At 52.5% G+C, this 24313-nt stretch carries 23 protein-coding genes; 16 read left to right on the forward strand and 7 right to left on the reverse strand.

Going from position 1 to position 24313, the window contains the following annotated elements; translation table 11 throughout:
• Positions 1-6: 6 nt before the first annotated feature.
• Positions 7-627 carry an L-threonylcarbamoyladenylate synthase gene (locus tag JWF83_RS24955; protein ID WP_413653190.1) on the forward strand — a complete coding sequence of 207 codons (621 nt, stop codon included), beginning with the start codon at positions 7-9 and terminating at the stop codon, positions 625-627.
• 45 nt (positions 628-672) lie between these two features.
• Here the strand turns inward: JWF83_RS24955 and JWF83_RS24960 are convergent, their stop codons facing one another.
• A complete protein-coding gene (locus JWF83_RS24960; RefSeq protein WP_413653191.1) occupies positions 673-1299 on the reverse strand; it encodes a serine protease in 627 nt (208 codons plus the stop codon).
• A gap of 732 nt (positions 1300-2031) precedes the next feature.
• Here JWF83_RS24960 and rluB point away from each other — a divergent pair.
• Entirely contained in the window at positions 2032-2934 is a 903-nt protein-coding gene (rluB, locus tag JWF83_RS24965) for a 23S rRNA pseudouridine(2605) synthase RluB (RefSeq protein WP_413653192.1), read from the forward strand.
• A 33-nt stretch (positions 2935-2967) separates the two neighbouring features.
• Here rluB and cobO read toward each other — a convergent pair whose 3' ends face one another.
• Both cobO and JWF83_RS24975 read right to left on the reverse strand, forming a co-directional pair.
• Positions 2968-3561: a cob(I)yrinic acid a,c-diamide adenosyltransferase gene (gene cobO / locus JWF83_RS24970; protein ID WP_413653193.1), complete on the reverse strand. Its 594-nt coding sequence runs from the start codon at positions 3559-3561 to the stop codon at positions 2968-2970.
• A complete protein-coding gene (locus tag JWF83_RS24975; RefSeq protein ID WP_413653194.1) occupies positions 3561-4322 on the reverse strand; it encodes a YciK family oxidoreductase in 762 nt (253 codons plus the stop codon). Before JWF83_RS24975 ends, cobO begins: the two co-directional genes overlap by 1 nt.
• A 209-nt stretch (positions 4323-4531) precedes the next feature.
• Here JWF83_RS24975 and sohB point away from each other — a divergent pair, with 209 nt between their 5' ends.
• Entirely contained in the window at positions 4532-5581 is a 1050-nt protein-coding gene (sohB, locus tag JWF83_RS24980; RefSeq protein ID WP_413653195.1) for a protease SohB, read from the forward strand.
• A 25-nt stretch (positions 5582-5606) separates the two neighbouring features.
• Here sohB and JWF83_RS24985 read toward each other — a convergent pair whose 3' ends face one another.
• A complete protein-coding gene (locus JWF83_RS24985) occupies positions 5607-5858 on the reverse strand; it encodes a DUF2498 family protein (protein ID WP_413653196.1) in 252 nt (83 codons plus the stop codon).
• A gap of 407 nt (positions 5859-6265) precedes the next feature.
• Between JWF83_RS24985 and topA the strand changes: the two genes are divergently transcribed.
• The 5 genes from topA to acnA all read left to right on the forward strand — a co-directional run bounded on the left by topA (position 6266) and on the right by acnA (position 14077).
• Complete coding sequence (gene topA, locus JWF83_RS24990) at positions 6266-8866, forward strand: type I DNA topoisomerase (protein WP_413653197.1); 2601 nt, start codon at positions 6266-6268, stop codon at positions 8864-8866.
• A gap of 244 nt (positions 8867-9110) precedes the next feature.
• Entirely contained in the window at positions 9111-10085 is a 975-nt protein-coding gene (gene cysB, locus JWF83_RS24995) for an HTH-type transcriptional regulator CysB (RefSeq protein WP_413653198.1), read from the forward strand.
• Between the two features lie 501 nt (positions 10086-10586).
• Entirely contained in the window at positions 10587-10736 is a 150-nt protein-coding gene (locus JWF83_RS25000; RefSeq protein WP_413653199.1) for a YmiA family putative membrane protein, read from the forward strand.
• A 13-nt stretch (positions 10737-10749) separates the two neighbouring features.
• Entirely contained in the window at positions 10750-10929 is a 180-nt protein-coding gene (locus JWF83_RS25005; protein ID WP_413653200.1) for a hypothetical protein, read from the forward strand.
• A 469-nt stretch (positions 10930-11398) separates the two neighbouring features.
• Positions 11399-14077: an aconitate hydratase AcnA gene (acnA, locus tag JWF83_RS25010; RefSeq protein WP_413653201.1), complete on the forward strand. Its 2679-nt coding sequence runs from the start codon at positions 11399-11401 to the stop codon at positions 14075-14077.
• A gap of 85 nt (positions 14078-14162) precedes the next feature.
• Here the strand turns inward: acnA and ribA are convergent, their stop codons facing one another.
• Positions 14163-14756 (reverse strand): GTP cyclohydrolase II, encoded by a 594-nt coding sequence (gene ribA, locus JWF83_RS25015; protein WP_413653202.1) that lies wholly within the window; start codon positions 14754-14756, stop codon positions 14163-14165.
• Positions 14757-14970: 214 nt separating this feature from the next.
• Between ribA and pgpB the strand changes: the two genes are divergently transcribed.
• The 5 genes from pgpB (at position 14971) to yciH (ending at position 18663) form a co-directional block, all read left to right on the forward strand.
• Complete coding sequence (gene pgpB, locus JWF83_RS25020; RefSeq protein ID WP_413653203.1) at positions 14971-15741, forward strand: phosphatidylglycerophosphatase B; 771 nt, start codon at positions 14971-14973, stop codon at positions 15739-15741.
• A 155-nt stretch (positions 15742-15896) separates the two neighbouring features.
• Positions 15897-16205, forward strand: coding sequence for a LapA family protein (locus tag JWF83_RS25025; protein WP_413653204.1), 309 nt, complete (start codon positions 15897-15899; stop codon positions 16203-16205).
• Positions 16206-16211: 6 nt separating this feature from the next.
• Entirely contained in the window at positions 16212-17381 is a 1170-nt protein-coding gene (gene lapB / locus JWF83_RS25030) for a lipopolysaccharide assembly protein LapB (protein ID WP_413653205.1), read from the forward strand.
• A 236-nt stretch (positions 17382-17617) separates the two neighbouring features.
• Entirely contained in the window at positions 17618-18337 is a 720-nt protein-coding gene (gene pyrF, locus JWF83_RS25035; RefSeq protein ID WP_413653206.1) for an orotidine-5'-phosphate decarboxylase, read from the forward strand.
• Entirely contained in the window at positions 18337-18663 is a 327-nt protein-coding gene (gene yciH / locus JWF83_RS25040; protein ID WP_413653207.1) for a stress response translation initiation inhibitor YciH, read from the forward strand. Before pyrF ends, yciH begins: the two co-directional genes overlap by 1 nt.
• 75 nt (positions 18664-18738) lie before the next feature.
• Here the strand turns inward: yciH and osmB are convergent, their stop codons facing one another.
• The gene (gene osmB, locus JWF83_RS25045; protein ID WP_413653208.1) at positions 18739-18957 is read right to left on the reverse strand and encodes an osmotically-inducible lipoprotein OsmB; all 219 of its coding nucleotides are present in this window, start codon (positions 18955-18957) and stop codon (positions 18739-18741) included.
• 400 nt (positions 18958-19357) lie between these two features.
• Between osmB and araD the strand changes: the two genes are divergently transcribed.
• From araD to JWF83_RS25060, 3 genes are all read left to right on the forward strand, one after another.
• Positions 19358-20056, forward strand: coding sequence for an L-ribulose-5-phosphate 4-epimerase (gene araD, locus JWF83_RS25050; RefSeq protein WP_413653538.1), 699 nt, complete (start codon positions 19358-19360; stop codon positions 20054-20056).
• A gap of 246 nt (positions 20057-20302) precedes the next feature.
• Positions 20303-21286: a 2-keto-3-deoxygluconate transporter gene (gene kdgT / locus JWF83_RS25055; RefSeq protein WP_413653209.1), complete on the forward strand. Its 984-nt coding sequence runs from the start codon at positions 20303-20305 to the stop codon at positions 21284-21286.
• A gap of 140 nt (positions 21287-21426) precedes the next feature.
• A complete protein-coding gene (locus tag JWF83_RS25060) occupies positions 21427-22293 on the forward strand; it encodes a crotonase/enoyl-CoA hydratase family protein (protein ID WP_413653210.1) in 867 nt (288 codons plus the stop codon).
• On the opposite strand, the gene pdeR is transcribed toward JWF83_RS25060, so the two are convergent.
• Positions 22294-24279 (reverse strand): cyclic di-GMP phosphodiesterase, encoded by a 1986-nt coding sequence (pdeR, locus tag JWF83_RS25065; protein ID WP_413653211.1) that lies wholly within the window; start codon positions 24277-24279, stop codon positions 22294-22296. It lies immediately after the preceding gene.
• Positions 24280-24313: the final 34 nt, after the last annotated feature.

Consider the following 24313-nt stretch of genomic DNA (forward strand, 5'->3'; position numbering starts at 1 on the left):
TCTGCTATGAGTCAATTTTTCTATATTCATCCGGAAAACCCACAGCCGCGTCTGATTAAGCAGGCGGTGGAAATGCTGAATAAAGGCAGTGTGATCGTTTATCCGACCGATTCTGGTTACGCGCTCGGCTGTAAGCTGGAGGACAAAAACGCCATGGAGCGGATTTGTCGCATTCGTCAGCTGGATGGCAATCACAATTTTACCCTGATGTGTCGTGATCTGTCGGAGCTCTCCACCTACGCGCACGTTGATAATACGGCGTTTCGCCTGATTAAAAATAACACGCCGGGAAATTACACCTTTATCCTGAAGGCGACCAAAGAGGTGCCGCGTCGTTTGATGAACGATAAACGTAAGACCATCGGATTACGAGTGCCTTCGAATCCGATCGCGCTGGCGCTGCTGGAAGCCTTGAATGAGCCGATGATGTCGACATCGCTGATGTTGCCCGGTAATGATTTCACTGAATCGGATCCGGAAGAGATTCAGGACAGTATTGGTAAAGTGGTGGATCTGATTATTCATGGCGGCTTTTTGGGCCAGCAGCCGACCACCGTGGTCGATCTCACCGAGAATGTACCGGAAGTGGTGCGTGAAGGTGTGGGTGACGTAACACCGTTCCTCTAATGCCGCGCGGGCCGCGATAATGTGCGGCCCTGATATTGCGTTCCTTTACAAAGTCGACTGTGTCAGCCACTCCTTAAAGTCGGCATACGGGATATAGAGCGACACATTTTTCAGTATGTCCTTGCCACTGCGCTTATTTTTTATCGAAGCGGCATAGCCGATAATAACGCCGCCGATAGTGTCATCTTTGTTATATACCGCCCCGCCGGACATGCCTTGCACCACGCCGGCATCTGACGCCATCGCCATACAAGGTGCTTTATTCCAGTCGTTGCTGATACCGGTGCGGGCTAAATTTACCCCGGAGGATTCAACCGGCATGGCGGAAATAAAACTGTAGCCATACATTTTGACCGCATCGCCTACGCTGCCGCTACGAAATTTCGGTAACGTTTTGATGTCATTTTTATGATAAATAATCGCCAGGTCACAGTAAGGATGATACGCCTTGACGTGTTGCACGGAATACTTTGCCACGTGCGCGGCGGTCAGACTGTACTCGGGTGTCAGGGGAATACTGCTACCCAGAGTGCCCAGCCCCATAATAGTGGGAATGCCGGTAAAGTTCATATCAACGCGTTTCATGGCCTCACGGCTGTACTCATATTTGCCTACCGAGCAGCCTGACAGCAATAACACGGCCATTGCTGTCACAATAGTGATATTTTTCATGATGTTTCACTTCATTCAGTGCATATCGGGAAATCCCTGGTGAAGATTTGTGATATGCAAGCCTTGCACTAAATAGATTAGTGTTATCAACGCCCGCCTGCTGCCTGGCGCGGTTATTAAATTCTTTACGAAAAAATTACAATACGCTGTATATCAATCTCATTTATTTATTGATGGAATCTATTTATGCTGCTGATTTGCATTCAATAAATAATATAATTAAATACTACACGCTATTTTACGTGAGGAAAACTAATATAAAAACACCGGGGCAAAAAATTATAATAACCGTGAACTAAGCCAATCTTATATTCGCTTATTCTGTTTATTTGATGTTAAATATATTTATTAAATGGCGCATTGTTGTTATCGCGGTACAAAACAATTAAATATGAATTTAATTCAGTACTAACAACCACTTTTTAGCGGGCTTGCCAGATTTCTTTGCTAATGCTTAGGCTTTTTAACAGGTTAAATGCGAAGAATTCGCCAGGCGGGCGCCCGGTCAGCGAGGGGAATTGCGGGTCGGTGCGGTGGCGGCGGGTTGAGCGCCGGCTATAATCGTTAATCATTATCAATGATAATCAACTTAGTGTAGAATGCTGTTCCCCTGAAAGATGTCGAGTGTTAACACGCTGTTTTTATTAAATTTGCGTAAGCCGGATAGCACTCACTCAGGATCGAATTGACTATCATCCATGACGCCTGTGAAGGCGACAGTGAGGCTGCTCTATGAGCGAAAAGTTACAAAAAGTTTTAGCACGTGCCGGACACGGTTCACGTCGTGAAATCGAAACCATGATCTCTGCGGGACGTGTCAGCGTCGAAGGTAAGCTGGCAACACTTGGCGACCGTATCGAGCTCGATAAATCCCTGAAAATCCGTATCGACGGACATATTGTCTCTATCAATGAATCGGCGACCGAAGTTTGCCGCGTGCTGGCGTACTATAAGCCGGAAGGTGAACTCTGTACGCGCAATGACCCGGAAGGGCGTCCAACGGTATTTGATCGTCTGCCAAAGCTGCGCGGCGCGCGCTGGATTGCCGTCGGTCGTCTGGATGTTAACACCTGCGGATTGCTGCTGTTTACCACCGATGGCGAGCTGGCCAATCGGCTGATGCATCCAAGCCAGGAAGTGGAACGCGAATATGCGGTACGCGTATTCGGCCAGATTGATGAAGATAAGATTCGTCAACTGAGTCGTGGCGTGCAGCTGGAAGATGGCCCGGCAGCATTTAAAACCATTAAGTTTGCCGGTGGCGAAGGGATTAACCAGTGGTATAACGTCACCCTGACCGAAGGACGTAACCGCGAAGTGCGCCGTCTGTGGGAAGCGGTGGGCGTGCAGGTCAGTCGTCTGATCCGCGTGCGCTACGGCGATATTCATCTGCCAAAAGGCTTACCGCGCGGCGGCTGGACCGAACTGGATCTGCAACCGACTAACTACTTACGTGAACTGGTTGGTCTGAAGCCGGAAACCGTCACCAAAGTGGCAGTAGAGAAAGACCGCCGCCGTACCAAGGCGAATCAGATCCGTCGTGCAGTGAAGCGTCATACTCAGGTAAGCGGCACCAACAATCGCCGTTCTACGGCGAAAACGGCGAAGCCAACCGGCAGAACCCGTCAGGGTTAAATCTTTTCCGGGCGGCATGCCGCCCGGTAGTCCTTACCAGTCGATCCCTTGCCGGGCCTGAATCCCGGCATCAAACGCATGTTTCACCGGTCGCATCTCGCTAACGGTATCCGCCAGTTCGATAATCTCACGATGACAGCCACGCCCGGTGATAATGACACTCTGATGCGCAGGCCGCTGCCGTAGCGCTTCCAGCAGCTCGCTTAACGGCAGATAGTCGAAACTGATCATATAGGTCAGCTCATCAAAGATCACTAAATCCAGCGTTTCATCCTGCAACATCCGTTTGCCATGCTGCCACACCTGCAGGCAGGCGGCGGTATCGGTTTCCCGGTTCTGGGTATCCCAGGTAAACCCGGTGGCCATTACCTGAAACTCCACGCCGTGCGGTTCCAGCAAATTACGTTCGCCGTTCGGCCATGCACCTTTGATAAACTGGATCACGCCGACCCGTTTCTGATGCCCGATGGCGCGGGTGGCGGTGCCAAATGCCGCGGTGGTCTTACCTTTGCCATTGCCGGTAAACACCATCAGAATGCCGCGTTCGGTAGTGGCTGTCGCAACGCGCGCATCCACCTGTTCTTTCAGCCGCTGCTGGCGCTGTTTATGACGATCGTCGCTGGTCACTATTCCGCCGCTCCCGGTTTGCGCCCGGGTTGCGCATCATAGCTGATACCGCTCTTACGCCGGCTGTCATCACCCATCAGATAGAGGTAGAGCGGCATAATATCCGCCGGGGTTTTCAGCTTACCGGCATCTTCCTGCGGGAAAGCGCTGGCGCGCATTTTGGTACGGGTGCCGCCAGGATTAATACAGTTAACCCGCAGGTTACGGCTGTCATATTCATCCGCCAGGACCTGCATCATACCCTCAGTGGCGAATTTGGACACCGCGTAAGCCCCCCAGCCCGCCCGGCCGCTGCGACCAACGCTGGAACTGGTAAATACCAGCGAAGCGCTATCCGATTTCAACAGCAGTGGCAGCAGTGCCTGGGTGAGAAAAAAGGTGGCATCGACATTCACCCGCATCACCTGCTGCCAGACCGCCGGTTGCAACTGTTCCAGCGGCACAATATCTCCGAGGATCCCGGCATTGTGTAGTACCCCGTCCAGACGCGGATAGTGCTGGCTCAGCACAGCGGCCAGCTGCTGGCAATTTTCCGGCGTCGCCTGGTCAAAATCCAGCGTAAACCAGCGCGCCGGACTTTTGCCCAGCGCATTAATTTCGTCGCTAACCTGCTGCAGTTTTTGCCCGTTGCGGCCCAGCAGAACCACTTCAGCGCCATAACGCGCATAGGTCAGTGCCGCTTCGCGGCCAATGCCGTCGCTGGCGCCAGTGACCAGAATGATTCGATGATTAAGCAGATCGCTTTTTGGTTGATAGTGCACGGCGTATTCCTCTGGCGATAATAGTGGCGCGCGGCTATTAGTTGAGCGGGCGCGCACTGAATAAAGTGCTTTATGCCTGAAAAAAGCAGTGAGTTCAATGTTAGCAGGGGGCAATTCGGGCTGTCGGCATGCGAATCAGGCGACGAAGTGCATTGAGTCAGCTAAACTAGAGGCTGGCCCCTAATGCTATGTTAAATAAGGCGGATTGAGTGGAATTACTCTCTTATTATGGATTGTTTTTAGCCAAAACAGTGACGGTAGTGGTCGCCATTGCGGCCCTTGCGATTGTTATCGTCAATCTGGCGCAGCGCAAACGCGCACAAAATGGTCAGCTGAAAGTCACCCATCTTGGCGATCAATACCGCGAGATGAAAGAAGACATGTTGCTGGCGAAGATGAAACATCATGACCAGAAATTATGGCATAAGTCACGCAGGAAACAGGATAAGCAGGAAGCCAAAGTCGCTAAGCAGCGTGCGAAGCAGGGGCTGAAAAGCGAGAGCGGCAAGTCCACGCTCTGGGTACTCGATTTTAAAGGCAGCATGGATGCCGGAGAAGTGGCGTCACTACGCGAGGAGATCTCTGCGGTGATGGCGGTTGCCAGCGCCGGTGATGAAGTCCTGTTACGTCTGGAAAGTCCGGGCGGGGTGGTGCATGGTTATGGCCTCGCCTCATCGCAACTGCAGCGTTTGCGCCAGAAAGGTATCCGCCTGACGGTGGCGGTAGATAAAGTGGCGGCCAGCGGGGGGTATATGATGGCCTGCGTGGCGGATCGTATTGTCGCGGCGCCGTTTTCGATTATCGGTTCGATTGGCGTAGTGGCGCAAATTCCGAACTTTAATCGCCTGCTAAAACGTAATGATATCGATGTGGAGCTGCATACCGCGGGTGAATACAAACGCACGCTGACGCTGTTTGGCGAAAACACCGAGCAGGGGCGGGAAAAATTCCGCGAAGATCTCAATGAAACCCATCTGTTGTTTAAGCAGTTTGTGCATGAGATGCGTCCGTCACTGGATATCGATCGGGTCGCCACCGGGGAGCACTGGTTTGGCACCCAGGCACTGGAAAATGGGCTGATCGACGGTATTGGCACCAGCGATGATCTAATCATTGCCGAGATGGATAAGTTTGAGGTGATCGCGGTGCGTTATGCCCGACGTAAACGCATGATGGACCGCTTTACCAGCAGCGCCGCGGCCAGCGCCGAGCGCCTGCTGTTAAAGATCTGGCAGCGCGGTGAGAAGCCGCTGCTCTGATGGCTGGAGCCCGGTACGCCGGGCTTTACTGCTTCAGGTGGTACTGCGCCGACAACTGCAGCGCAAGAAATTTAAACACGTTAAATACCGTGGTACTTTTGCTGGTGGGCAGACCTTGTTCATCGAGAAAATAGTTGCCACGAAACACCAGAATATTCCCGTTTTGCCCGACTTCGGTCGCTTCCAGACCAACAAAATAATCCTCATGTTCGGCAATCATTGCGTTAGCTTTTTCCAGTAATGCCTCAGCTTCAATTGGCTGTGTTTCACCGTACATATTTTAATCTCCTTTTTACAAATCGTGATTTCCTTCTATATTACTTGCCTGCAAAGCCAATCCGCAAACCCTGTGTCAGATTTTCATGTCGGGCAAAATGGGGGCGCGACTGGCATAAAATTGCCTGAGATGCTAATTAAGTTGCGTATCAGATTTTATCAGGTACAGTGTGGGCGTTTCTGGTTCCGAGCGTAAAACCGGGTTTATTGTTGAATCAGCAGGTGCGATAGTTTGACTAAAAGATGTCGCTAATCAGCAGGTTGGAGTTACGCAATGACGGTAATCCGCAGTCTGACCTGGCAGGGTTGAAATGACCGGTGCTCGCTGCAATATCATTATCGCGCTGTACGTTGTCGTCGATAAGCGCCGCCACTACATTCGGAAGTTTTCATTAGGTAAAGGTAAATATGGGTAAAGCTCTCGTAATAGTTGAGTCCCCGGCAAAGGCCAAAACAATCAATAAATATCTCGGTAATGACTACGTGGTTAAATCCAGCGTTGGTCATATACGCGATTTGCCGACCAGTGGTTCAACAGTTAAAAAGAGCGCTGACTCTACAACCAGTAAAACCGCCGTGAAAAAGGTTAAAAAAGACGAGAAATCGGCATTAGTGAGCCGTATGGGCGTCGATCCTTATCATGGCTGGGAAGCCGATTATCAGATTTTACCCGGCAAAGAAAAAGTGGTCGCCGAGCTGAAATCGTTAGCAGAAAATGCTGACCACATCTATCTCGCAACTGACCTTGACCGCGAAGGGGAAGCCATTGCCTGGCACCTGCGGGAAGTAATTGGTGGCGATGAATCACGCTACAGCCGCGTGGTATTTAACGAAATTACCAAAAATGCGATACGCCAGGCGTTTGACAAGCCGGGCGAGCTGAATATCGATCGCGTTAACGCCCAGCAGGCTCGCCGGTTTATGGACCGCGTAGTGGGCTATATGGTCTCGCCGCTGCTGTGGAAGAAGATCGCCCGCGGACTTTCCGCTGGCCGCGTGCAGTCGGTCGCCGTACGTCTGGTGGTCGAGCGTGAGCGCGAAATCAAAGCCTTCGTTCCGGAAGAGTACTGGGAACTGGATGCCGATCTGACCACGCCAAAAGGCAGCGACCTGCCGATGCAGGTGACCCATCAGGGTGACAAGCCTTTCCGGCCGGTCAACGGTGAGCAGACGCAGGCGGCAGTCAGCCTGCTGGAAAAAGCGCGCTATCTGGTCTCCGACCGCGAAGACAAGCCTACCAGTAGTAAGCCGGGCGCTCCGTTTATCACTTCGACGCTGCAACAGGCGGCGAGCACCCGTCTGGGCTTCGGCGTGAAGAAAACCATGATGATGGCGCAGCGCCTGTATGAAGCGGGCCACATCACCTACATGCGTACCGATTCCACTAACCTGAGTCAGGATGCAGTGGAGATGGTGCGTGGCTATGTGCAAGAGAGTTTCGGTGCTAAGTATCTGCCGAAAGAGGCCATCACTTACGCCAGCAAAGACAATTCACAGGAAGCGCACGAAGCGATCCGTCCTTCTGATGTCAATGTGCAGTCGGAACAGCTGAAAGATATGGAAGCTGACGCGCAGAAACTGTATCAGCTGATCTGGCGTCAGTTTGTCGCCTGCCAGATGATGCCGGCGCAGTATGACTCTACCACGCTGACGGTGAGCGCCGGTGATTTTAAACTGAAGGCGAAAGGACGCACGCTGCGTTTCGATGGCTGGACCAGAGTGATGCCGGCACTGCGTAAGGGCGATGAAGATCGCACCTTACCGCCGGTGAATGTCGGTGAAGAGCTCAGTCTGCAGCAGTTGAAACCCAGCCAGCACTTTACCAAACCCCCGGCGCGTTTCAGCGAAGCCTCGCTGGTGCGTGAGCTGGAAAAACGCGGTATTGGCCGTCCGTCGACCTATGCGTCGATTATCTCCACCATCCAGGATCGTGGTTATGTGCGCGTTGAAAGCCGCCGTTTCTACGCCGAAAAAATGGGTGAGATTGTTACCGACCGTTTAGAAGCTAACTTCCGTGAGCTGATGAATTACGACTTCACCGCGCATATGGAAAGCAGCCTCGACGAAGTGGCCAACAATCAGGCGCAGTGGAAAGACGTACTGGATAAGTTCTTTGGTGAATTCAGCGAGCAACTCGAACAGGCGGAAAAAGAGCCTGAAGAGGGCGGGATGCAGCCGAACCAGATGATACTCACCACTATCGACTGCCCAGCCTGCAGCCGCAAAATGGGGATTCGTACCGCCAGTACCGGCGTCTTCCTCGGCTGTTCCGGCTACGCCTTACCGCCGAAAGAGCGTTGCAAGCAGACCATTAACCTGATTCCGGAAAATGAAGTGCTGAATATTCTGGAAGGGGATGATGCGGAAACCAACGCGCTGCGCGCCCGTCATCGCTGCCAGAAGTGCGGCACGGCGATGGACAGTTACCTGATCGATAATCAGCGTAAGCTGCACGTTTGTGGTAACAACCCTGGCTGTGACGGTTATGAGATTGAGCAGGGTGAATTCCGTATTAAAGGTTATGACGGCCCGATTGTGGAGTGTGAAAAATGTGGTTCTGAAATGCACCTGAAAATGGGGCGCTTCGGTAAATACATGGCCTGCACCAACGATGAATGTAAAAACACCCGTAAGATCCTGCGCAATGGCGATGTTGCGCCGCCGAAAGAAGATCCGGTGCCGTTGCCTGAACTGCAGTGTGACAAGTCCGACGCTTACTTTGTGCTGCGTGATGGCGCGGCTGGCGTGTTCCTCGCGGCAAATACTTTCCCGAAATCGCGCGAGACCCGTGCGCCACTGGTTGAAGAGCTGAAACGCTTTAAAGATCGGTTGCCGGAGAAGCTGCGTTATCTGGCCGATGCGCCGGAAGCGGACGATGAGGGGAATGCGACGGTGGTACGCTTTAGCCGTAAAACTAAGCAGCAGTATGTCAGCTCCGAGAAAGAGGGCAAAGCGACCGGCTGGTCAGCCTTCTTTGTCGATGGTAAATGGCAGGTCACTAAAAAGTAACGGCTTTAATCCGGCAGCCATTACTGGCTGCCGGATTAATCGCCGGCAGCGATGGACCCCTCCCGCCTTATAGCGAAATGCTATACATATTGCATAAAAATGATATAGTCGTTATAGAAACAGATATCTTGCCACGCTAACCACATTTAAACGTCAACCTCAGCGATATCCTCCGCGTAAATAAACAGTGCTGCGGTCATCGCAGGTATTCGGCGTGTTGCTTAACCCTGGATGGAATCGAACAATGAAATTGCAGCAGCTGCGTTATATCGTTGAAGTGGTTAACCATAACCTGAATGTTTCTTCAACGGCTGAAGGGCTCTATACCTCCCAACCCGGCATCAGTAAGCAGGTGCGTATGCTGGAAGATGAGCTGGGCATCCAGATTTTTGCGCGTAGCGGTAAGCATCTGACGCAGGTGACGCCAGCGGGTGAGGAAATTATCCGCATTGCGCGCGAAGTGTTATCCAAGGTTGATGCAATTAAAGCCGTGGCGGGTGAGCATACCTGGCCGGATAAAGGTTCGCTGTATGTCGCCACTACCCATACTCAGGCGCGCTATGCCTTGCCTGGGGTGATCAAAGGTTTTATCGAGCGTTACCCGCGGGTATCACTGCATATGCATCAGGGCTCGCCGACCCAGATTGCCGAAGCGGTATCGAAAGGCAATGCTGACTTTGCCATCGCCACTGAAGCGCTGCATCTGTACGACGATCTGATTATGCTGCCGTGTTACCACTGGAACCGCGCGATCGTTGTGACACCCGATCATCCATTAGCCGGTAAAACGAAAGTTTCCATTGAGGAACTTGCCGAATACCCGTTAGTCACCTACACGTTTGGCTTTACCGGGCGTTCAGAGCTGGATACCGCCTTTAACCGCGCGGGGTTGACGCCGCGTATCGTGTTTACCGCAACCGATGCGGATGTGATCAAAACGTATGTGCGTTTAGGGCTTGGCGTCGGGGTGATTGCCAGTATGGCGGTTGATCCGGTGTCAGATCCTGACCTGGTGCGGATTGAGGCGACCGATATCTTCACTTATAGCACCACCAAGATCGGCTTTCGCCGCAGTACGTTTTTACGTAGCTATATGTATGATTTTATTCAACGTTTCGCTCCCCATCTGACCCGCGACGTGGTGGATGCGGCGGTGGCGTTACGCTCAAATGAAGATATTGAAGCGATGTTCAAAGACATCAAGCTGCCGGCGAAATAGCGCCCTCCGTCTGTTCAATCCGTCGAATAGGCCGCTAAGCGGCCTTTTTTTATAACCATTGGTACGGCGCAAAGCCAGTAAGATAAACAGCAGTTACTATTTTGCTGTAAATGAAACATGTATCACATGTTTTTCTATTGTTTCTTTCTAAATGCGAAACAGTACACACTTTTCACTGGCAGCCTTTGCGTGCTGCCAGGATAATTCCCATACTCCAGTTATAGAGATAATACAGAGCATATCCGGAAAGGGGGTAACTTAAAAACTCTATTAAAATATGGAACTAAAACGGAGTTATCAGAAAATTATTTGCCTTAAGGTTATATTAATCTTTATAACGTAACTTTAATTTTACTTACTGCCTGGATTTGTTTTGATAAATAGTGTTAATCGATGCAGGCTGCAAAAATAACTGGATTTTGCGAAATAAACTGTTTAGGATTCGTCCTAAATCTTGATTGGTGCTAACAATCGTTTCAATGAGAGTGATTATCAAAAACTATGGCTACTAGATTAACTGTACAGCCCGTGATTCGGGAGAAAGCGACCCAGCATGAACGTCGTAGTCTTACTCGCCGTCTTGCCTGGTTGACGGTATTTGCTGCATCAGCGCTGTTTTGGGTTGTTGTTGCATGGATGATTTGGAGCTAGTGAGGGTTAAATCATGTTTGAACAGACACTGATACACAAGCCTCAACCAGTACGCGATATGAAGTCTGATTATTGCAAAAGCAGTTACCAGGCTGATGAAGACGTGACTATTCCAGCCTCCTGGAGTCTGAACACGATGCAACGCAGCTTTATTGAATCGATGATTGACGATAAAAAAGTAAACAGTAACTGATAAGCAGATATCAGCATCACCCCGCGTGGCTGAACGAAACAATTCAACTAGTCTTATCCACTTTTGAGCCTTTCTCATCGGCTCGGGCGTCTTATGGCCCTTTGAAGTTCAAACGGTGAAATCAATTACTCATGATAGTAATTTGATTTAAGTTGTACACCTGACTGACCGGCCACCGGTCTGAGAGAGCTAATAATGAACATCGCACCTATTTCCTGGCTTACTACTTTCGCGTTTTCACTGGCAATTTGGGCCAGCGTCGCGTGGGTAATAATGCAATAAGATTGCATTAAATGTTAGACCGGCGCCTCAATGATTAATGTCATTGGGGCGTTTTAGTTTTAAAAGATGTTACCTCTGTTATCATTTTGTGTTGTTATCAAAACGTTACCTCATACTTATACTATCTTTAACATTATCCCGGTATTCATTCGGGTTGCTGTTGAAAATAAAATAATAAGGAGGAGCTATGTCGTTAACTCTACGCGAAATCAGCCAGGACACACTGGATGTGGACGGGCAACACTACCATTTTTTTAGTCTCCCGCGCGCCGCGCAACAGCTCGGCGACCTCTCCCGTTTACCTAAATCAATGAAAGTGTTACTGGAAAACTTACTGCGCTGGCAGGATGGCGATTCCGTTAGCGCTGAAGATATCCATGCCCTGGCCGGCTGGCTGCAACATGCCCATGCCGACCGCGAAATTGCCTACCGTCCGGCGCGCGTGCTGATGCAGGATTTTACCGGCGTCCCGGCGGTGGTGGATCTGGCCGCGATGCGCGAAGCGGTAAAACGCCTCGGCGGTAATGTGGCTAAAGTTAATCCGTTGTCGCCAGTGGATCTGGTCATCGACCATTCGGTTACCGTTGACCGCTTTGGTGATGATGATGCGTTTGAAGAGAACGTACGGCTGGAGATGGAACGCAACCATGAGCGCTACGTTTTTCTGCGCTGGGGGCAAAAAGCGTTTAATAAATTCAGCGTGGTGCCGCCAGGGACCGGTATCTGCCACCAGGTCAACCTTGAATACCTCGGCAAAGCTATCTGGCATGAGCAACTGGATGGCAAACAGGTCGCTTACCCTGACACCCTGGTAGGCACCGACTCGCATACCACGATGATTAATGCCCTCGGGGTGCTCGGCTGGGGCGTCGGCGGGATCGAGGCGGAAGCAGCAATGCTTGGGCAGCCGGTATCGATGCTGATCCCGGATGTGGTGGGCTTTAAACTAAGCGGTAAACTGCGTCCGGGCATTACCGCCACCGATCTGGTACTGACGGTAACGCAAATGCTGCGTAAACATGGGGTGGTGGGCAAGTTTGTCGAATTCTACGGCGACGGCCTTGATGACCTGCCGTTGGCGGATCGCGCTACCATCGCCAATATGGCGCCGGAATATGGCGCCACCTGCGGTTTCTTCCCGATTGATGATATTACCCTCAGCTATATGACGCTCACCGGGCGCAGCGCGCAACAGGTGGCGCTGGTCGAAGCCTATGCGAAGCAGCAGGGGATGTGGCGTAACCACGGCGATGAGCCGGTGTTTACCAGCTCCCTGGCGCTGGATATGGCAACGGTAGAAGCCAGTCTCGCCGGACCGAAACGCCCGCAGGATCGGGTGTCACTGGCGGATGTACCGCGCGCGTTTCAGCAGAGCAATGAACTGGAAGTGAATCAGGCGCGCAAACCGCATAAAACGGTCAGCTACAGCGATAAAGGTCAGCAGCATGAGCTGACGGATGGGGCGGTGGTGATTGCCGCCATCACTTCCTGCACTAATACCTCGAATCCCAGCGTCTTAATGGCGGCGGGACTGCTGGCGAAAAAAGCGGTGGAACTGGGGCTGGATCGTAAGCCCTGGGTCAAAGCTTCGCTGGCACCCGGTTCCAAGGTGGTTTCCGATTATCTCGCCGTCGCGCGCCTGACGCCCTATCTTGATAAGCTGGGTTTTAACCTGGTGGGCTACGGCTGTACGACCTGCATCGGTAACTCCGGGCCGTTACCGGACGCAATTGAACGGGCGATTAAAGAGGGCGACCTTACCGTTGGGGCGGTGCTCTCCGGCAACCGCAATTTTGAAGGGCGCATTCACCCCTATGTGAAAACCAACTGGCTGGCCTCGCCACCGCTGGTGGTGGCCTATGCGCTGGCCGGCAATATGAACATCAATTTGCAAACTGAGCCGTTGGGTGAAGACAGAACCGGTAAACCGGTGTATTTGCACGATATCTGGCCGTCGCCGGAAGAAATTGCCACTGCGGTGCAACAGGTTTCGACCGATATGTTCCGCAAGGAGTATGCGGAAGTTTTTCTCGGCACCCCGGAGTGGCAGCAGATTCAGGTGAGCGAAGCCGCAACCTATGACTGGGATCAGACGTCGACCTATATTCGTTTGTCGCCATTCTTTGATGATATGGCTAAAGAGCCTGAGCCGGTGAAGGATATTAAAGCGGCGCGGATTCTGGCAATGCTCGGCGACTCGGTCACCACTGACCATATTTCGCCCGCCGGCAGCATTAAAGCCGGGAGTCCGGCGGGACGCTATTTGTTGCAGCATGGCGTAGAGCGAGGTGACTTTAACTCCTACGGATCACGGCGTGGTAACCATGAAGTGATGATGCGCGGTACCTTTGCCAATATTCGCATCCGCAACGAAATGGTGCCGGGTATTGAAGGGGGCGTTACCCGCCATGTGCCGGGGGATCAGCCGCTGGATATCTATGATGCGGCGATGCAGTATCAGCGGGAAGGGGTGCCGCTGGCGGTGATCGCCGGTAAAGAGTACGGATCGGGTTCCAGCCGTGACTGGGCGGCAAAAGGTCCGCGGCTGCTGGGCGTTCGGGTGGTGATTGCTGAATCTTTTGAGCGCATTCACCGTTCTAACCTGATTGGTATGGGCATTCTGCCGCTGGAGTTTCCGCAGGGGGTGACGCGCAAAACGCTTCGCCTGACGGGCGATGAGCAGATTGATGTGGAAAACCTGACGCAACTGCAGGCCGGTGGTGAAGTCAGCGTGAGGCTGACGCGCGCCGATGGTAGCGCGGAGACATTACTTACCCGTTGTCGCATCGATACCGGTAATGAACTGACCTACTACCGCAACGATGGCATTCTGCATTATGTGATTCGTAATATGCTGCGCGCTTAACCGATTCCGCCTGTGGCGGCGTCGGCAATAGCATACGGGAGCCATTAATGGCTCCCGTTGCGATGCTGCGCACCCGGACGATGGCCTACTCTTTCGTCAGCAAATGGCCCATTTTAGCCGCTTTGGTATCGAGATAATGCGCATTTTTCGGATTACGTCCGACAATCAGCGGTACACGTTCAACGATATTAATCCCGGCCTCGCTGAGGATCTCGACTTTCCGTGGATTATTGGTCAGCAGGCGAACTTCATTAACGCCGAGAAGTTTGAACATATCGGCACACAGAGTAAAGTCACGTTCATCAGCGGCAAATCCCAGCTGATGGTTAGCCTCGACGGTATCGTAACCTTTATCCTGTAAAGCATAAGCGCGGATCTTATTCAGCAAGCCAATATTGCGGCCTTCCTGACGATGATAGAGCAGGATCCCGCGCCCGGTTTCAGCGATGGTGTTCAGGGCCGCTTCCAGCTGAAAACCGCAATCGCAGCGTAAACTAAACAGCGCATCGCCGGTCAGACATTCAGAGTGAACCCGTGCCAGCACTGGATCGTTGTCAGTAATATCGCCATATACCAGAGCAAGATGATCGTGTCCGGTTGCCAATTCTTCAAAACCAACCATCAGGAAATCTCCCCATGGCGTTGGCAGTTTGGCTTCTGCCACCCGTTTAAGCTGCATGTGACTCTCCGCATACATCGTATCAGACCCGTTTGTCACTGCCGGGCCCGGCAAAATGATTCATGAAAACCTGACTATTTTGCCATAATTGTCACGCTCATTCTCAGAATTGCGCTAATTTAAATGCACAAAGGCACGATAAGCAACCTGATAGTTAGCTTATTAATTTTTAGCAGGAAGTTATGCAAAGCATGCTTCTTAACAAGGAAGCACGATGTTAGATATTGCAAAACGTACCGCTTGTGGCGCGTTGTTGTTATTAATTATGCCGCTTGGCATGTGGATTTACGGCTGGCAGTGGCAACCGGGGGCGGCGGGTTTCGGCTTGCGTATGCTGTTCTGGGTAACCGAAACCGTCACCAGTCCATGGGGAATCGTCACCAGCATGCTGCTCTGCGGCTGGTTTTTATGGTGCCTGCGTTTTCACCTGAAGCCGGCGCTGCTGCTGCTGGTCATTATGATAACGGCGATTCTCGCCGGTCAGTACACCAAATCCTTTATTAAAGACCGGGTGCAGGAGCCGCGTCCCTATGTACTGTGGCTGGAAAAGAGCCATGGCATTGACGAAAACGCCTTTTATCAATTGAAACGTAAAGCGCGTGGCAATATGGTCACTCAGTTGCTGGAAGATGACCGGCAGCTCCCGGTCTGGCTAAAGCAACACTGGGCGTTTGAAACCGGGTTTGCCTTTCCTTCCGGCCATACGCTGTTTGCCGCCAGCTGGGCGCTGCTTGGTGTCGGTCTGCTCTGGCCACGGCGTCATGTGAAAACGGTGGTGGCGTTACTGCTGTGGGCGACGGGCGTGATGGCCAGCCGGATGCTGTTAGGCATGCACTGGCCGCGTGACCTGGTGGTGGCGACGCTGATCAGCTGGCTGCTGGTGACGCTGGCAACCTGGCTGGCGCAGCGGGTTTGTGGGCCGCTGACTATTCCGCCAGCCGAGCAGCAGGAGATCCGCCAGCGCGAGGATAAGGAGTCGCGGTGATTGTAAATGGTCGATTGCGCCCCAATAACAGTTAATAACAGTGGGCCAGAGGGGGCAATCGTCGCTCGCCGGAGGGGTAAACCCATTTAACATGCAGCATCCGTGCGAATTTTTTGGCATAATTCTTTGGTTAACACCAAATTACGGGACGAAATGTGAAATATTTGCTGATTTTTTTACTGGTTTTGGTGGTTTTCGTCATCTCGGTGACGTTAGGGGCGCATAACGACCAGGTGGTACCTTTTAACTTCCTGCTGGCTGCAGGTGAGTATCGTATTTCAACCTTGCTGGCTACGCTATTTGCCGTCGGATTTTTACTCGGTTGGGCGATCTGTGGTCTGTTCTGGCTGCGTGTCCGCGTTGCTCTCGCCAATTCGCAGCGCAAGCTTAAACGTCTGCAGCAGCAGCTGGACGAGGCTAATGCAACGGTGACAACGTCACGCGCTGCTGGTGTCAAGGAATAACCTCTCATGTTGGAACTGCTGTTTCTGTTATTACCTGTTGCGGCTGCTTACGGCTGGTATATGGGGCGCCGCAGTGCGCAGCAGGATAAGCAACAGGAAGCCAGCCGGCTATCGCGTGACTATGTCGCTGGCGTGAACTTCCTGCTGTCGAATCAGCAGGATAAAGCGGTCGATCTGTTCCTTGATATGTTGAAAGAGGACAGCGGCACCGTGGAAGCGCACCTGACTCTGGGTAACCTGTTTCGTTCGCGCGGTGAAGTTGACCGCGCCATCCGGATTCACCAGTCACTCATGGAAAGCGCGTCGCTGACTTACGATCAGCGTTTGCTGGCGGTGCAGCAGCTTGGCCGCGACTATATGGCCGCCGGGATGTATGACCGCGCTGAAGATATGTTTGCCCAGCTGGTTGATGAGACTGATTTCCGCGTTGGCGCCCTGCAGCAACTGCTGCTGATTCATCAGGCGACCAGCGACTGGCAAAAAGCCATTGATGTGGCCGAGCGCCTGGTCAAACTGGGTAAAGATCGTCAGCAGATGGAGATCGCCCATTTCTATTGTGAGCAGGCATTGCAGGCGCTGGGCGGTGACGATCTCGATCGTGCGATGAGTCTGCTGAAAAAAGCCGAAGCCGCCGACCGCCAGAGTGCACGGGTGTCGATTATGATGGGACGCATTCTGATGGCGCAGGGCGAAGAGGCGAAAGCGGTCAACCATCTGCAGCGCGTCATTGAGCAGGATAAAGAGCTGGTGAGTGAAACGCTGGAGATGCTGGAGACTTGCTTCCAGCGGCTTAACCAGCCGCAGGCGTGGGCAGATTATCTGAAACGCTGCGTGGAAGAGAACACCGGTGCGCTGGCTGAACTCTATCTCTCCGATATCCTCGAACAGCATGAAGGCGCCGAAGTGGCGCAGGTCTATATTAATCGCCAGCTACAGCGCCATCCCACCATGCGCGTGTTCCACCGGCTGATGGATTTTCACCTGCACGAAGCAGAGGACGGCAGGGCGAAAGAGAGCCTGATGGTGCTGCGCGATATGGTTGGCGAGCAGATCCGTACCAAGCCACGCTATCGCTGCCATAAATGCGGTTTTACCGCCCATGCGCTTTACTGGCATTGTCCATCCTGTCGTGCGTGGTCTTCGGTGAAACCGATACGCGGTCTTGACGGTCAGTAACAGGGATTCCCGGCGACGGGAATTTTTTAGCGCCGCCTTTAGTTACAACATACTAAATTGGCTTTTTATTAGTATAACTTTAGCACCGTGCATACCAACGCCTGGCAGGGGCGGAAAGGGCTTTTAATAAACTGTCAGCTTGCACTGGTGACTTCACCTCGCCGCAGGTAGAATGCTTGCCGTTTGCCCATTGCGCCATGCCGGTGCTTCTTAGTTCACTGTCAGAGGGATTTCTCATGTCACCATCTCACACTGTTACCGATTCGCCGATTCTGGTGGCGCTGGATTATGCCGATCGTCAGCGCGCAATGGCTTTTGTCGACCGTATCGACCCGGCATCCTGTCGCCTGAAAGTCGGCAAAGAGATGTTTACCCTGTTTGGTCCGCAACTGGTGCGCGATTTACAACAGCGCGGTTTTGAAATCTTTCTTGACCTGAAGTTTCATGATATTCCCAATACCACCGCGCATGCGGTCGCTGCCGCTGCCGAACTTGGCGTCTGGATGGTTAATGTCCATGCCAGTGGTGGGGCACGGATGATGACTGCCGCCCGCGAAGCGCTGCAGCCGTTTGGTAAGGATGCGCCGCTGCTGATTGCGGTGACGGTGCTCACCAGTATGGATGCCGCCGACTTACGCGATATCGGTATCGATCTCTCTCCCGCCGACCATGCTGAACGGCTGGCGCGCCTGACGCGCGATTGCGGCCTGGATGGCGTGGTCTGTTCAGCCCAGGAAGCCGTAAGATTTAAAACCGCTTTTGGCCAGCATTTTAAACTGGTTACGCCGGGTATCCGTCCGGCGGGCAGCGCCGCCGACGATCAGCGCCGCATTATGACGCCGCAGCAAGCGCAGCAGGCGGGAGTAGACTATATGGTGATTGGTCGTCCGGTGACCCAGTCTGCGGATCCGGCGCAAACGCTGCGTGAGATCCGCGCTTCGCTGCAGGAGGTATAATGAATGATGACAACAGCCGCTTAGTCTACTCGACGGAAAGCGGGCGTATCGAACAGCCACAGGTGAAAACAGAGCGGCCTAAAGGCGACGGCATCGTACGTATTCAGCGCCAGACCAGCGGGCGCAAAGGCAAGGGCGTATGCCTGATCAGCGGCATTGACCTTGATGATGATGCGCTGACAAAGCTGGCGGCTGAACTGAAGAAAAAGTGTGGCTGCGGTGGTGCGCTGAAAGAGGGGATTATCGAAATTCAGGGCGATAAACGCGAACTGCTAAAAAGCCTGCTGGAAGCGAAAGGAATGAAGGTCAAACTGGCGGGAGGGTAAACCCTTGTCGGGCTGGCATCGTAAAGGTGGCATTGTAGGGGCGGCATTGATGCCGCCCGTTCAGCGAAATTGACGTTATTTACTGATCTGATGACCAATAATACCACCCACTGCGGCACCACCGACGGTACCTAAACCGCTGCCGTTGGTCAGAATCGAACCACCGATAGCACCTGCACCAGCGCCAATCGCTGTGTTTCGGTCACGCTTAGACCAGTTAGAACAGGCGCTCAAAGAGAGAACCAGAGTAGTGGCCAGCATAACAGCGGCGATGCGTTTGGCATTAATTGACATAATGACTTCTCCTTAATTGTTACTCTCAGAGGTAACACCTTCAGTATAGTTGGCGTTCTCTGCATTCAGGTCCGCTGGCTGCATACTTTACGAACGGTGAGCTCCCTGTCCTTGCTATTAAAGTTGTGAAAAATTTTAATAACTTGCGGTCTTATTTTTGCAACGCCAGTGGGCAATAGCACACAAACTAAAAGTTAGCATCCTAACTATCACCCTACGTGCCATTGCATACTGCTATTCTAGCCCTAAGCCCAGCGGCTGACAGGGTGAAAATTCTCAATTCGTATCAGAAAATGGCGCGGACAGCCACTTTCTACCCCCGATACAGCTATCTCCTCCATAGCCAGTGATCCTGCCTGCAACCAGAATAGCGGTATTGTGGTTAATGGAGAGTATTACGATGCTGGAACAACTGAAACAACAGGTGCTGGAAGCCAACCTGGCGCTGCCGCGTTACGGGCTGGTCACTTTTACCTGGGGTAACGTTAGCGCAATCGATCGCAGCAGCGGCCTGCTGGTCATCAAACCTTCTGGTGTCAGTTATGATGCGATGACGGCGGAAGATATGGTGGTGGTGGCGCTGGAGAGTGGTGAAGTGGTGGAGGGCACTAAACGGCCTTCATCTGATACTGATACGCACCGCGCGCTCTATCTTGCCTGGCCGGAAATTGGCGGTATTGTCCATACCCACTCACGTCATGCCACTATCTGGGCGCAAGCCGGTCGTGATATACCGGCATGGGGTACTACTCATGCGGATGACTTCTACGGCAATATTCCCTGTACCCGCAAAATGCACGACAGCGAAATCGTCGATCGTTATGAATGGGAAACCGGGCAGGTGATTATTGAAACGCTGCGCGAGCGCCAGCTGTCGCCGCTTGAAGTTCCGGCGGTACTGGTCAATTCCCATGGTCCGTTCGCCTGGGGCAAAAGCGCTGATGAGGCGGTACACAGCGCGGTAGTGCTGGAGGAAGTGGCTTATATGGGGATTTTCAGTTTGCAGCTGACACCCGATCTGCCACCAATGCAGCAGGCCTTACTGGATAAACACTACTTGCGCAAGCATGGCGCTAACGCCTGGTACGGGCAGAAATAGTACAACGATTATCAACAGGGCAGCCGTCAGGCTGCCTTTTTTTTGCTGCTCATACCGGCAGATGACGCCATAACCCCCTGTTTGATCAATAAAATGAAATTCTCTTCCTTTAAATATGAAACGTCGTTTTAATTATATCGATGAGATCACTTTTCTGCCGTTATTTTCACGCTATGTTGCTGTCACTTGCCGATGAGGCAGATGTAAATAATCTTTTTTCCTTCTTCTTGCAGGTGAAAAAACAACATGCAAATTAAAAGAGCGATAGACAAAATTCCCGGCGGGATGATGCTGGTTCCGCTATTTATCGGCGCTATTTGTCACACTTTAGCCCCGGATTCGGGAAAGTATTTTGGTTCGTTTACTAATGGATTAATGAGCGGAACCGTACCTATTCTTGCGGTATGGTTTTTCTGTATGGGGGCATCGATTAAGCTCAGCGCGACCGGGAGCGTATTGCGTAAGTCCGGTACGCTGGTAGTCACCAAAATCGCCGTGGCCTGGATTGTGGCGGCCATTGCTTCCCGCCTGATGCCGGAAAATGGTTTTGAAGTCGGAATGCTGGCCGGATTGTCGACGCTGGCGCTGGTGGCATCAATGGACATGACTAACGGCGGGCTCTACGCCTCGATTATGCAGCAATATGGCACTAAGGAGGAGGCCGGGGCTTTTGTTCTGATGTCGCTGGAGTCGGGACCACTGATGACGATGGTGATCCTCGGCACCGCGGGTATTGCGTCATTCGAGCCACATGTATTTGTCGGCGCAGTGTTGCCTTTCCTGATCGGTTTCGCACTGGGTAACCTGGATCCGGAATTGCGTGAGTTCTTTGGTAAAGCGGTGCAGACCCTTATCCCTTTCTTTGCCTTTGCCTTAGGTAACACCATTAATCTGGCGGTAATTGCCCAGACTGGCCTCCTCGGTATTGGCCTGGGCATTGCGGTAATTATTGTTACCGGTATTCCATTGATTCTCGCTGACCGTTTAATTGGCGGCGGTGATGGGACCGCCGGTATCGCCGCGTCAAGCTCCGCCGGCGCGGCGGTCGCCACCCCGGTATTGATTGCTGAGATGGTGCCGCAATTTAAGGCGGTGGCGCCTGCCGCCACCGCACTGGTTGCCACTTCGGTGATCGTGACCTCGGTACTGGTGCCAATTCTGACGGCAATCTATTCAAAACGCGTTAAACGCGCTAAAGCATCCGTTAGTCAGCATGCGGTGATCAAATAGTGTTTTTAATCATTCCCCGGCCTGCTGGCCGGGGGAATAAAATGCTTTTATCTTAAAAATCAGTCTCTCATTCAGTGTGGCCTGACTCTGGATTACGCTAATGATGCGTATAACGCATCAAATAATCAGGGGTTCAGACTATGACAGTAATTAACCATGCTACATGCCGGCTTTTCACTGAAGCCGGAAAGACCACTCAGCTTGCAGCGTATTATGAGGAGGAGCGGCGCACCATGTGGATGCTGCTGCGGGCGGAACCGCGGCCATGTTTTAACCATGCGCTAATCGAAGAGATTATGAATTTAAGTTATGCCGCTCAGCGTTCCGGCCTGGCGATTGATTTCTGGGTAACCGGTTCACTGGTGCCGTCAATGTTTAATGCCGGCGGTGATTTAGGCTTCTTCGTTGAGTCGATTAAAAAGGGACGTCGCGAAGCGCTGCGATCCTATGCCCGTGCCTGCGTCGATTGTATCCATGCCGCTGCCAAAGGATTTGATACCGGAGCGGTAACCATTGCGATGATCGAAGGCAGCGCCCTCGGCGGCGGTTTTGAAGCCGCGCTGGCCCATCATTTTATCCTCGCGCAGAACAATGCGCGGATGGGATTTCCGGAAATTGCCTTTAATCTGTTTCCCGGCATGGGCGGTTATTCGCTGGTGGCGCGCCGTTCTGGTATGAAACTGGCGGAAGAGTTGATTTGCGAAGGCGAGTCGCATACCGCCGAATGGTTTGAACAACGCGGTTTGGTGGATCGCCTGTTCCAGCCAGGGGATGCCTGTCGCGCTACCCGCAGTTTAATTGATACCCTGAAACCTAAACTGAATGGCGTCAGAGCGATGCTAAAAGCGCGCCAGCGGGTGCTACAACTGACGCGTGCGGAGCTGATGGATATCACCGAGGACTGGGTCGACTTTGCTTTTACGCTGGAGCCGAAAGATTTGGCTTATATGGAGCGCCTGGTGCAGTTGCAGAATCGACACATCGCACAGCTGCGAAAAGCTGGCTAATTATTTTTTAGCCTTATAGTGGCGAAGCCAGTGCCCGAATTCCGTTGCGGGCATTGGCTTTGCGTAGAAGAAGCCCTGAAACATATCGACGCCGCTGGCCATCACAAACTGCTGTTCGGCACGGGTTTCAATCCCTTCCGCAATAATGCGTAAATCCAGCGCTTTTGCTACTGCCACAATGGCACGCACCAGCGACTGCGATACGGCCTGGTTATTCACGCCACGCACAAAACTCTGGTCGAGCTTAATCGCATTAATCGGCACCCGCGCCAGTTGCGACAGGGAGGAGTAGCCGGTACCGAAATCATCCAGATGCACTTCGGCGCCGAGATCCTGAAACTGCTGCATCAGGGTTAATGCCTGTTCTGCATTCTCGATCAGACAGCTTTCCGTCAGCTCAATATCGATCGGGCAACCTTGCATACCGCTCTGTTGCAGAGCCTGGCGCAGATCGGAGTAAATACTCTGATCAATCAGCTGGCGGGCGGAGACATTCACCGCGATGCGTAATTCAATCCCCTGTTTATGCCAGGCAATAATCTGCTCCAGTACCGAAAGCATCACCCAGCGACCCAGCGGCACAATCAGTCCTGACTCTTCGGCATAGGCGATAAAATCTTTCGGCGGCACCAGACCACGTTCAGGTGATTGCCAGCGTACCAGCGCTTCGGCGCTGTGTACTTCACCATTTATATCGATTTTCGGCTGGTAGTGAATCACCAGTTGCTGATTCTCCAGCGCTTTGCGCAGGTTGGTATCCAGCCATAAATATTCGAATACCCGCTGATTCATCTCGGCAGAGAAAATACAAAACTTACCGCGCCCTGACTCTTTCGCCGTATACATGGCGGTATCCGCGTTGCGCAGCAGGCTTTCGCGATCTTCACCATGCTGTGGGGCGATCGCGATGCCAATTGAACAACCGGTATAAACTTCAATCAGACCGATGCGAAACGGCTGGCGCAGCCGTTCGAGAATGCGCGCTGACATTGCCTCCAGCGCCACCTGACTGCTGTCCTGGGCCTGAACAATAAACTCATCGCCGCCCAACCGCGCCAGGGTTTGATCTTTATCCAGACAGCTAAGGATCGCCAGTGACACCGCCTGTAGCAGCTGATCGCCAAACATATGGCCGTAGGCGTCGTTGACCTTTTTAAAGTTATCCAGGTCAAGATACACCACGCCAAGCTGGCTGTTGCCGCGCTGTTCCAGCGACTGACTGATCAGCTGATTAATGGCGTTACGATTCGGCAGGCCGGTAATGGTATCGGTATTCGCCAGTACCCGCAGACGCTCCTGGGCGCGTCGTTCTTCGGTAATATCGGTACCGGAACAGATAAGAAATATTTCGTTTTTGCCGCTGCCGCTGTGCACAAACTTATTGCGGAACAGAAATAATCGCTGTCCCTTTTTGGTCTTAATCCAGCGCTCAACTTCGTAAGAACAGCCATTACGGAAGAAGCCGCTAATATTGCGGCGTGAAGCAATCGCTTCCTGTTTCGTCATAAACAGTTGAAATACATTGCGGCCAATGACTTCCTGCTCTTTCAGGCCGGTATACTCCTCACTCAACCGATTGAAACGCTGAATATTACCGTGCTGATCGACAATCACAATCACCGAGTTGGCTTCAGACACCACCTGTTCGGCAAACGAGAGGCCCAGCGTCAGATCGCGGGCGACGGAGGAGGTATCGCCCCAGGCTGAAGCGGTACCCGCCCAGCAGGACTGATTCACTTTGCGGCCCACCAGATGCATTGCCACTACCGAACCGTATAGGGAGATACTGAGGTTAACGCTGGAGGTACTCACCGTCATGCAACGTATCAGACCGGCCTGCGGCGGCGTCAGTGTGACCGCAAGATTAATACTGGCGTTTTCATCTTCGGCAAAGTTAAGCGCATCGCTATCCGAGGAGATATGCCAATGAGGGCTGGTGGTACCAAAATAGGTATACAGTAACGTTTGCCCTTGTTCATCGGTCATTAAACGTCCTCCGGGAAATGCATTGCAGGCATTA

It is taken from the genome of Pantoea sp. B65 (assembly GCF_047308185.1).
Classification (GTDB): Bacteria; Pseudomonadota; Gammaproteobacteria; order Enterobacterales; family Enterobacteriaceae; genus Erwinia.

Coding starts and splice junctions, on each gene's coding strand:
- acnA (WP_413653201.1), top strand. CDS start 11,399: ATGTCGTTAACTCTACGCGAAATCAGCCAGGACACACTGGATGTGGAC.
- JWF83_RS25060 (WP_413653210.1), top strand. CDS start 21,427: ATGACAGTAATTAACCATGCTACATGCCGGCTTTTCACTGAAGCCGGA.
- lapB (WP_413653205.1), top strand. CDS start 16,212: ATGTTGGAACTGCTGTTTCTGTTATTACCTGTTGCGGCTGCTTACGGC.
- JWF83_RS25000 (WP_413653199.1), top strand. CDS start 10,587: ATGGCTACTAGATTAACTGTACAGCCCGTGATTCGGGAGAAAGCGACC.
- pgpB (WP_413653203.1), top strand. CDS start 14,971: ATGTTAGATATTGCAAAACGTACCGCTTGTGGCGCGTTGTTGTTATTA.
- JWF83_RS24960 (WP_413653191.1), bottom strand. CDS start 1,299: ATGAAAAATATCACTATTGTGACAGCAATGGCCGTGTTATTGCTGTCA.
- pdeR (WP_413653211.1), bottom strand. CDS start 24,279: ATGACCGATGAACAAGGGCAAACGTTACTGTATACCTATTTTGGTACC.
- pyrF (WP_413653206.1), top strand. CDS start 17,618: ATGTCACCATCTCACACTGTTACCGATTCGCCGATTCTGGTGGCGCTG.
- kdgT (WP_413653209.1), top strand. CDS start 20,303: ATGCAAATTAAAAGAGCGATAGACAAAATTCCCGGCGGGATGATGCTG.
- araD (WP_413653538.1), top strand. CDS start 19,358: ATGCTGGAACAACTGAAACAACAGGTGCTGGAAGCCAACCTGGCGCTG.
- topA (WP_413653197.1), top strand. CDS start 6,266: ATGGGTAAAGCTCTCGTAATAGTTGAGTCCCCGGCAAAGGCCAAAACA.
- ribA (WP_413653202.1), bottom strand. CDS start 14,756: ATGCAGCTTAAACGGGTGGCAGAAGCCAAACTGCCAACGCCATGGGGA.
- yciH (WP_413653207.1), top strand. CDS start 18,337: ATGAATGATGACAACAGCCGCTTAGTCTACTCGACGGAAAGCGGGCGT.
- JWF83_RS25005 (WP_413653200.1), top strand. CDS start 10,750: ATGTTTGAACAGACACTGATACACAAGCCTCAACCAGTACGCGATATG.
- JWF83_RS24985 (WP_413653196.1), bottom strand. CDS start 5,858: ATGTACGGTGAAACACAGCCAATTGAAGCTGAGGCATTACTGGAAAAA.
- rluB (WP_413653192.1), top strand. CDS start 2,032: ATGAGCGAAAAGTTACAAAAAGTTTTAGCACGTGCCGGACACGGTTCA.
- osmB (WP_413653208.1), bottom strand. CDS start 18,957: ATGTCAATTAATGCCAAACGCATCGCCGCTGTTATGCTGGCCACTACT.
- JWF83_RS24955 (WP_413653190.1), top strand. CDS start 7: ATGAGTCAATTTTTCTATATTCATCCGGAAAACCCACAGCCGCGTCTG.
- cysB (WP_413653198.1), top strand. CDS start 9,111: ATGAAATTGCAGCAGCTGCGTTATATCGTTGAAGTGGTTAACCATAAC.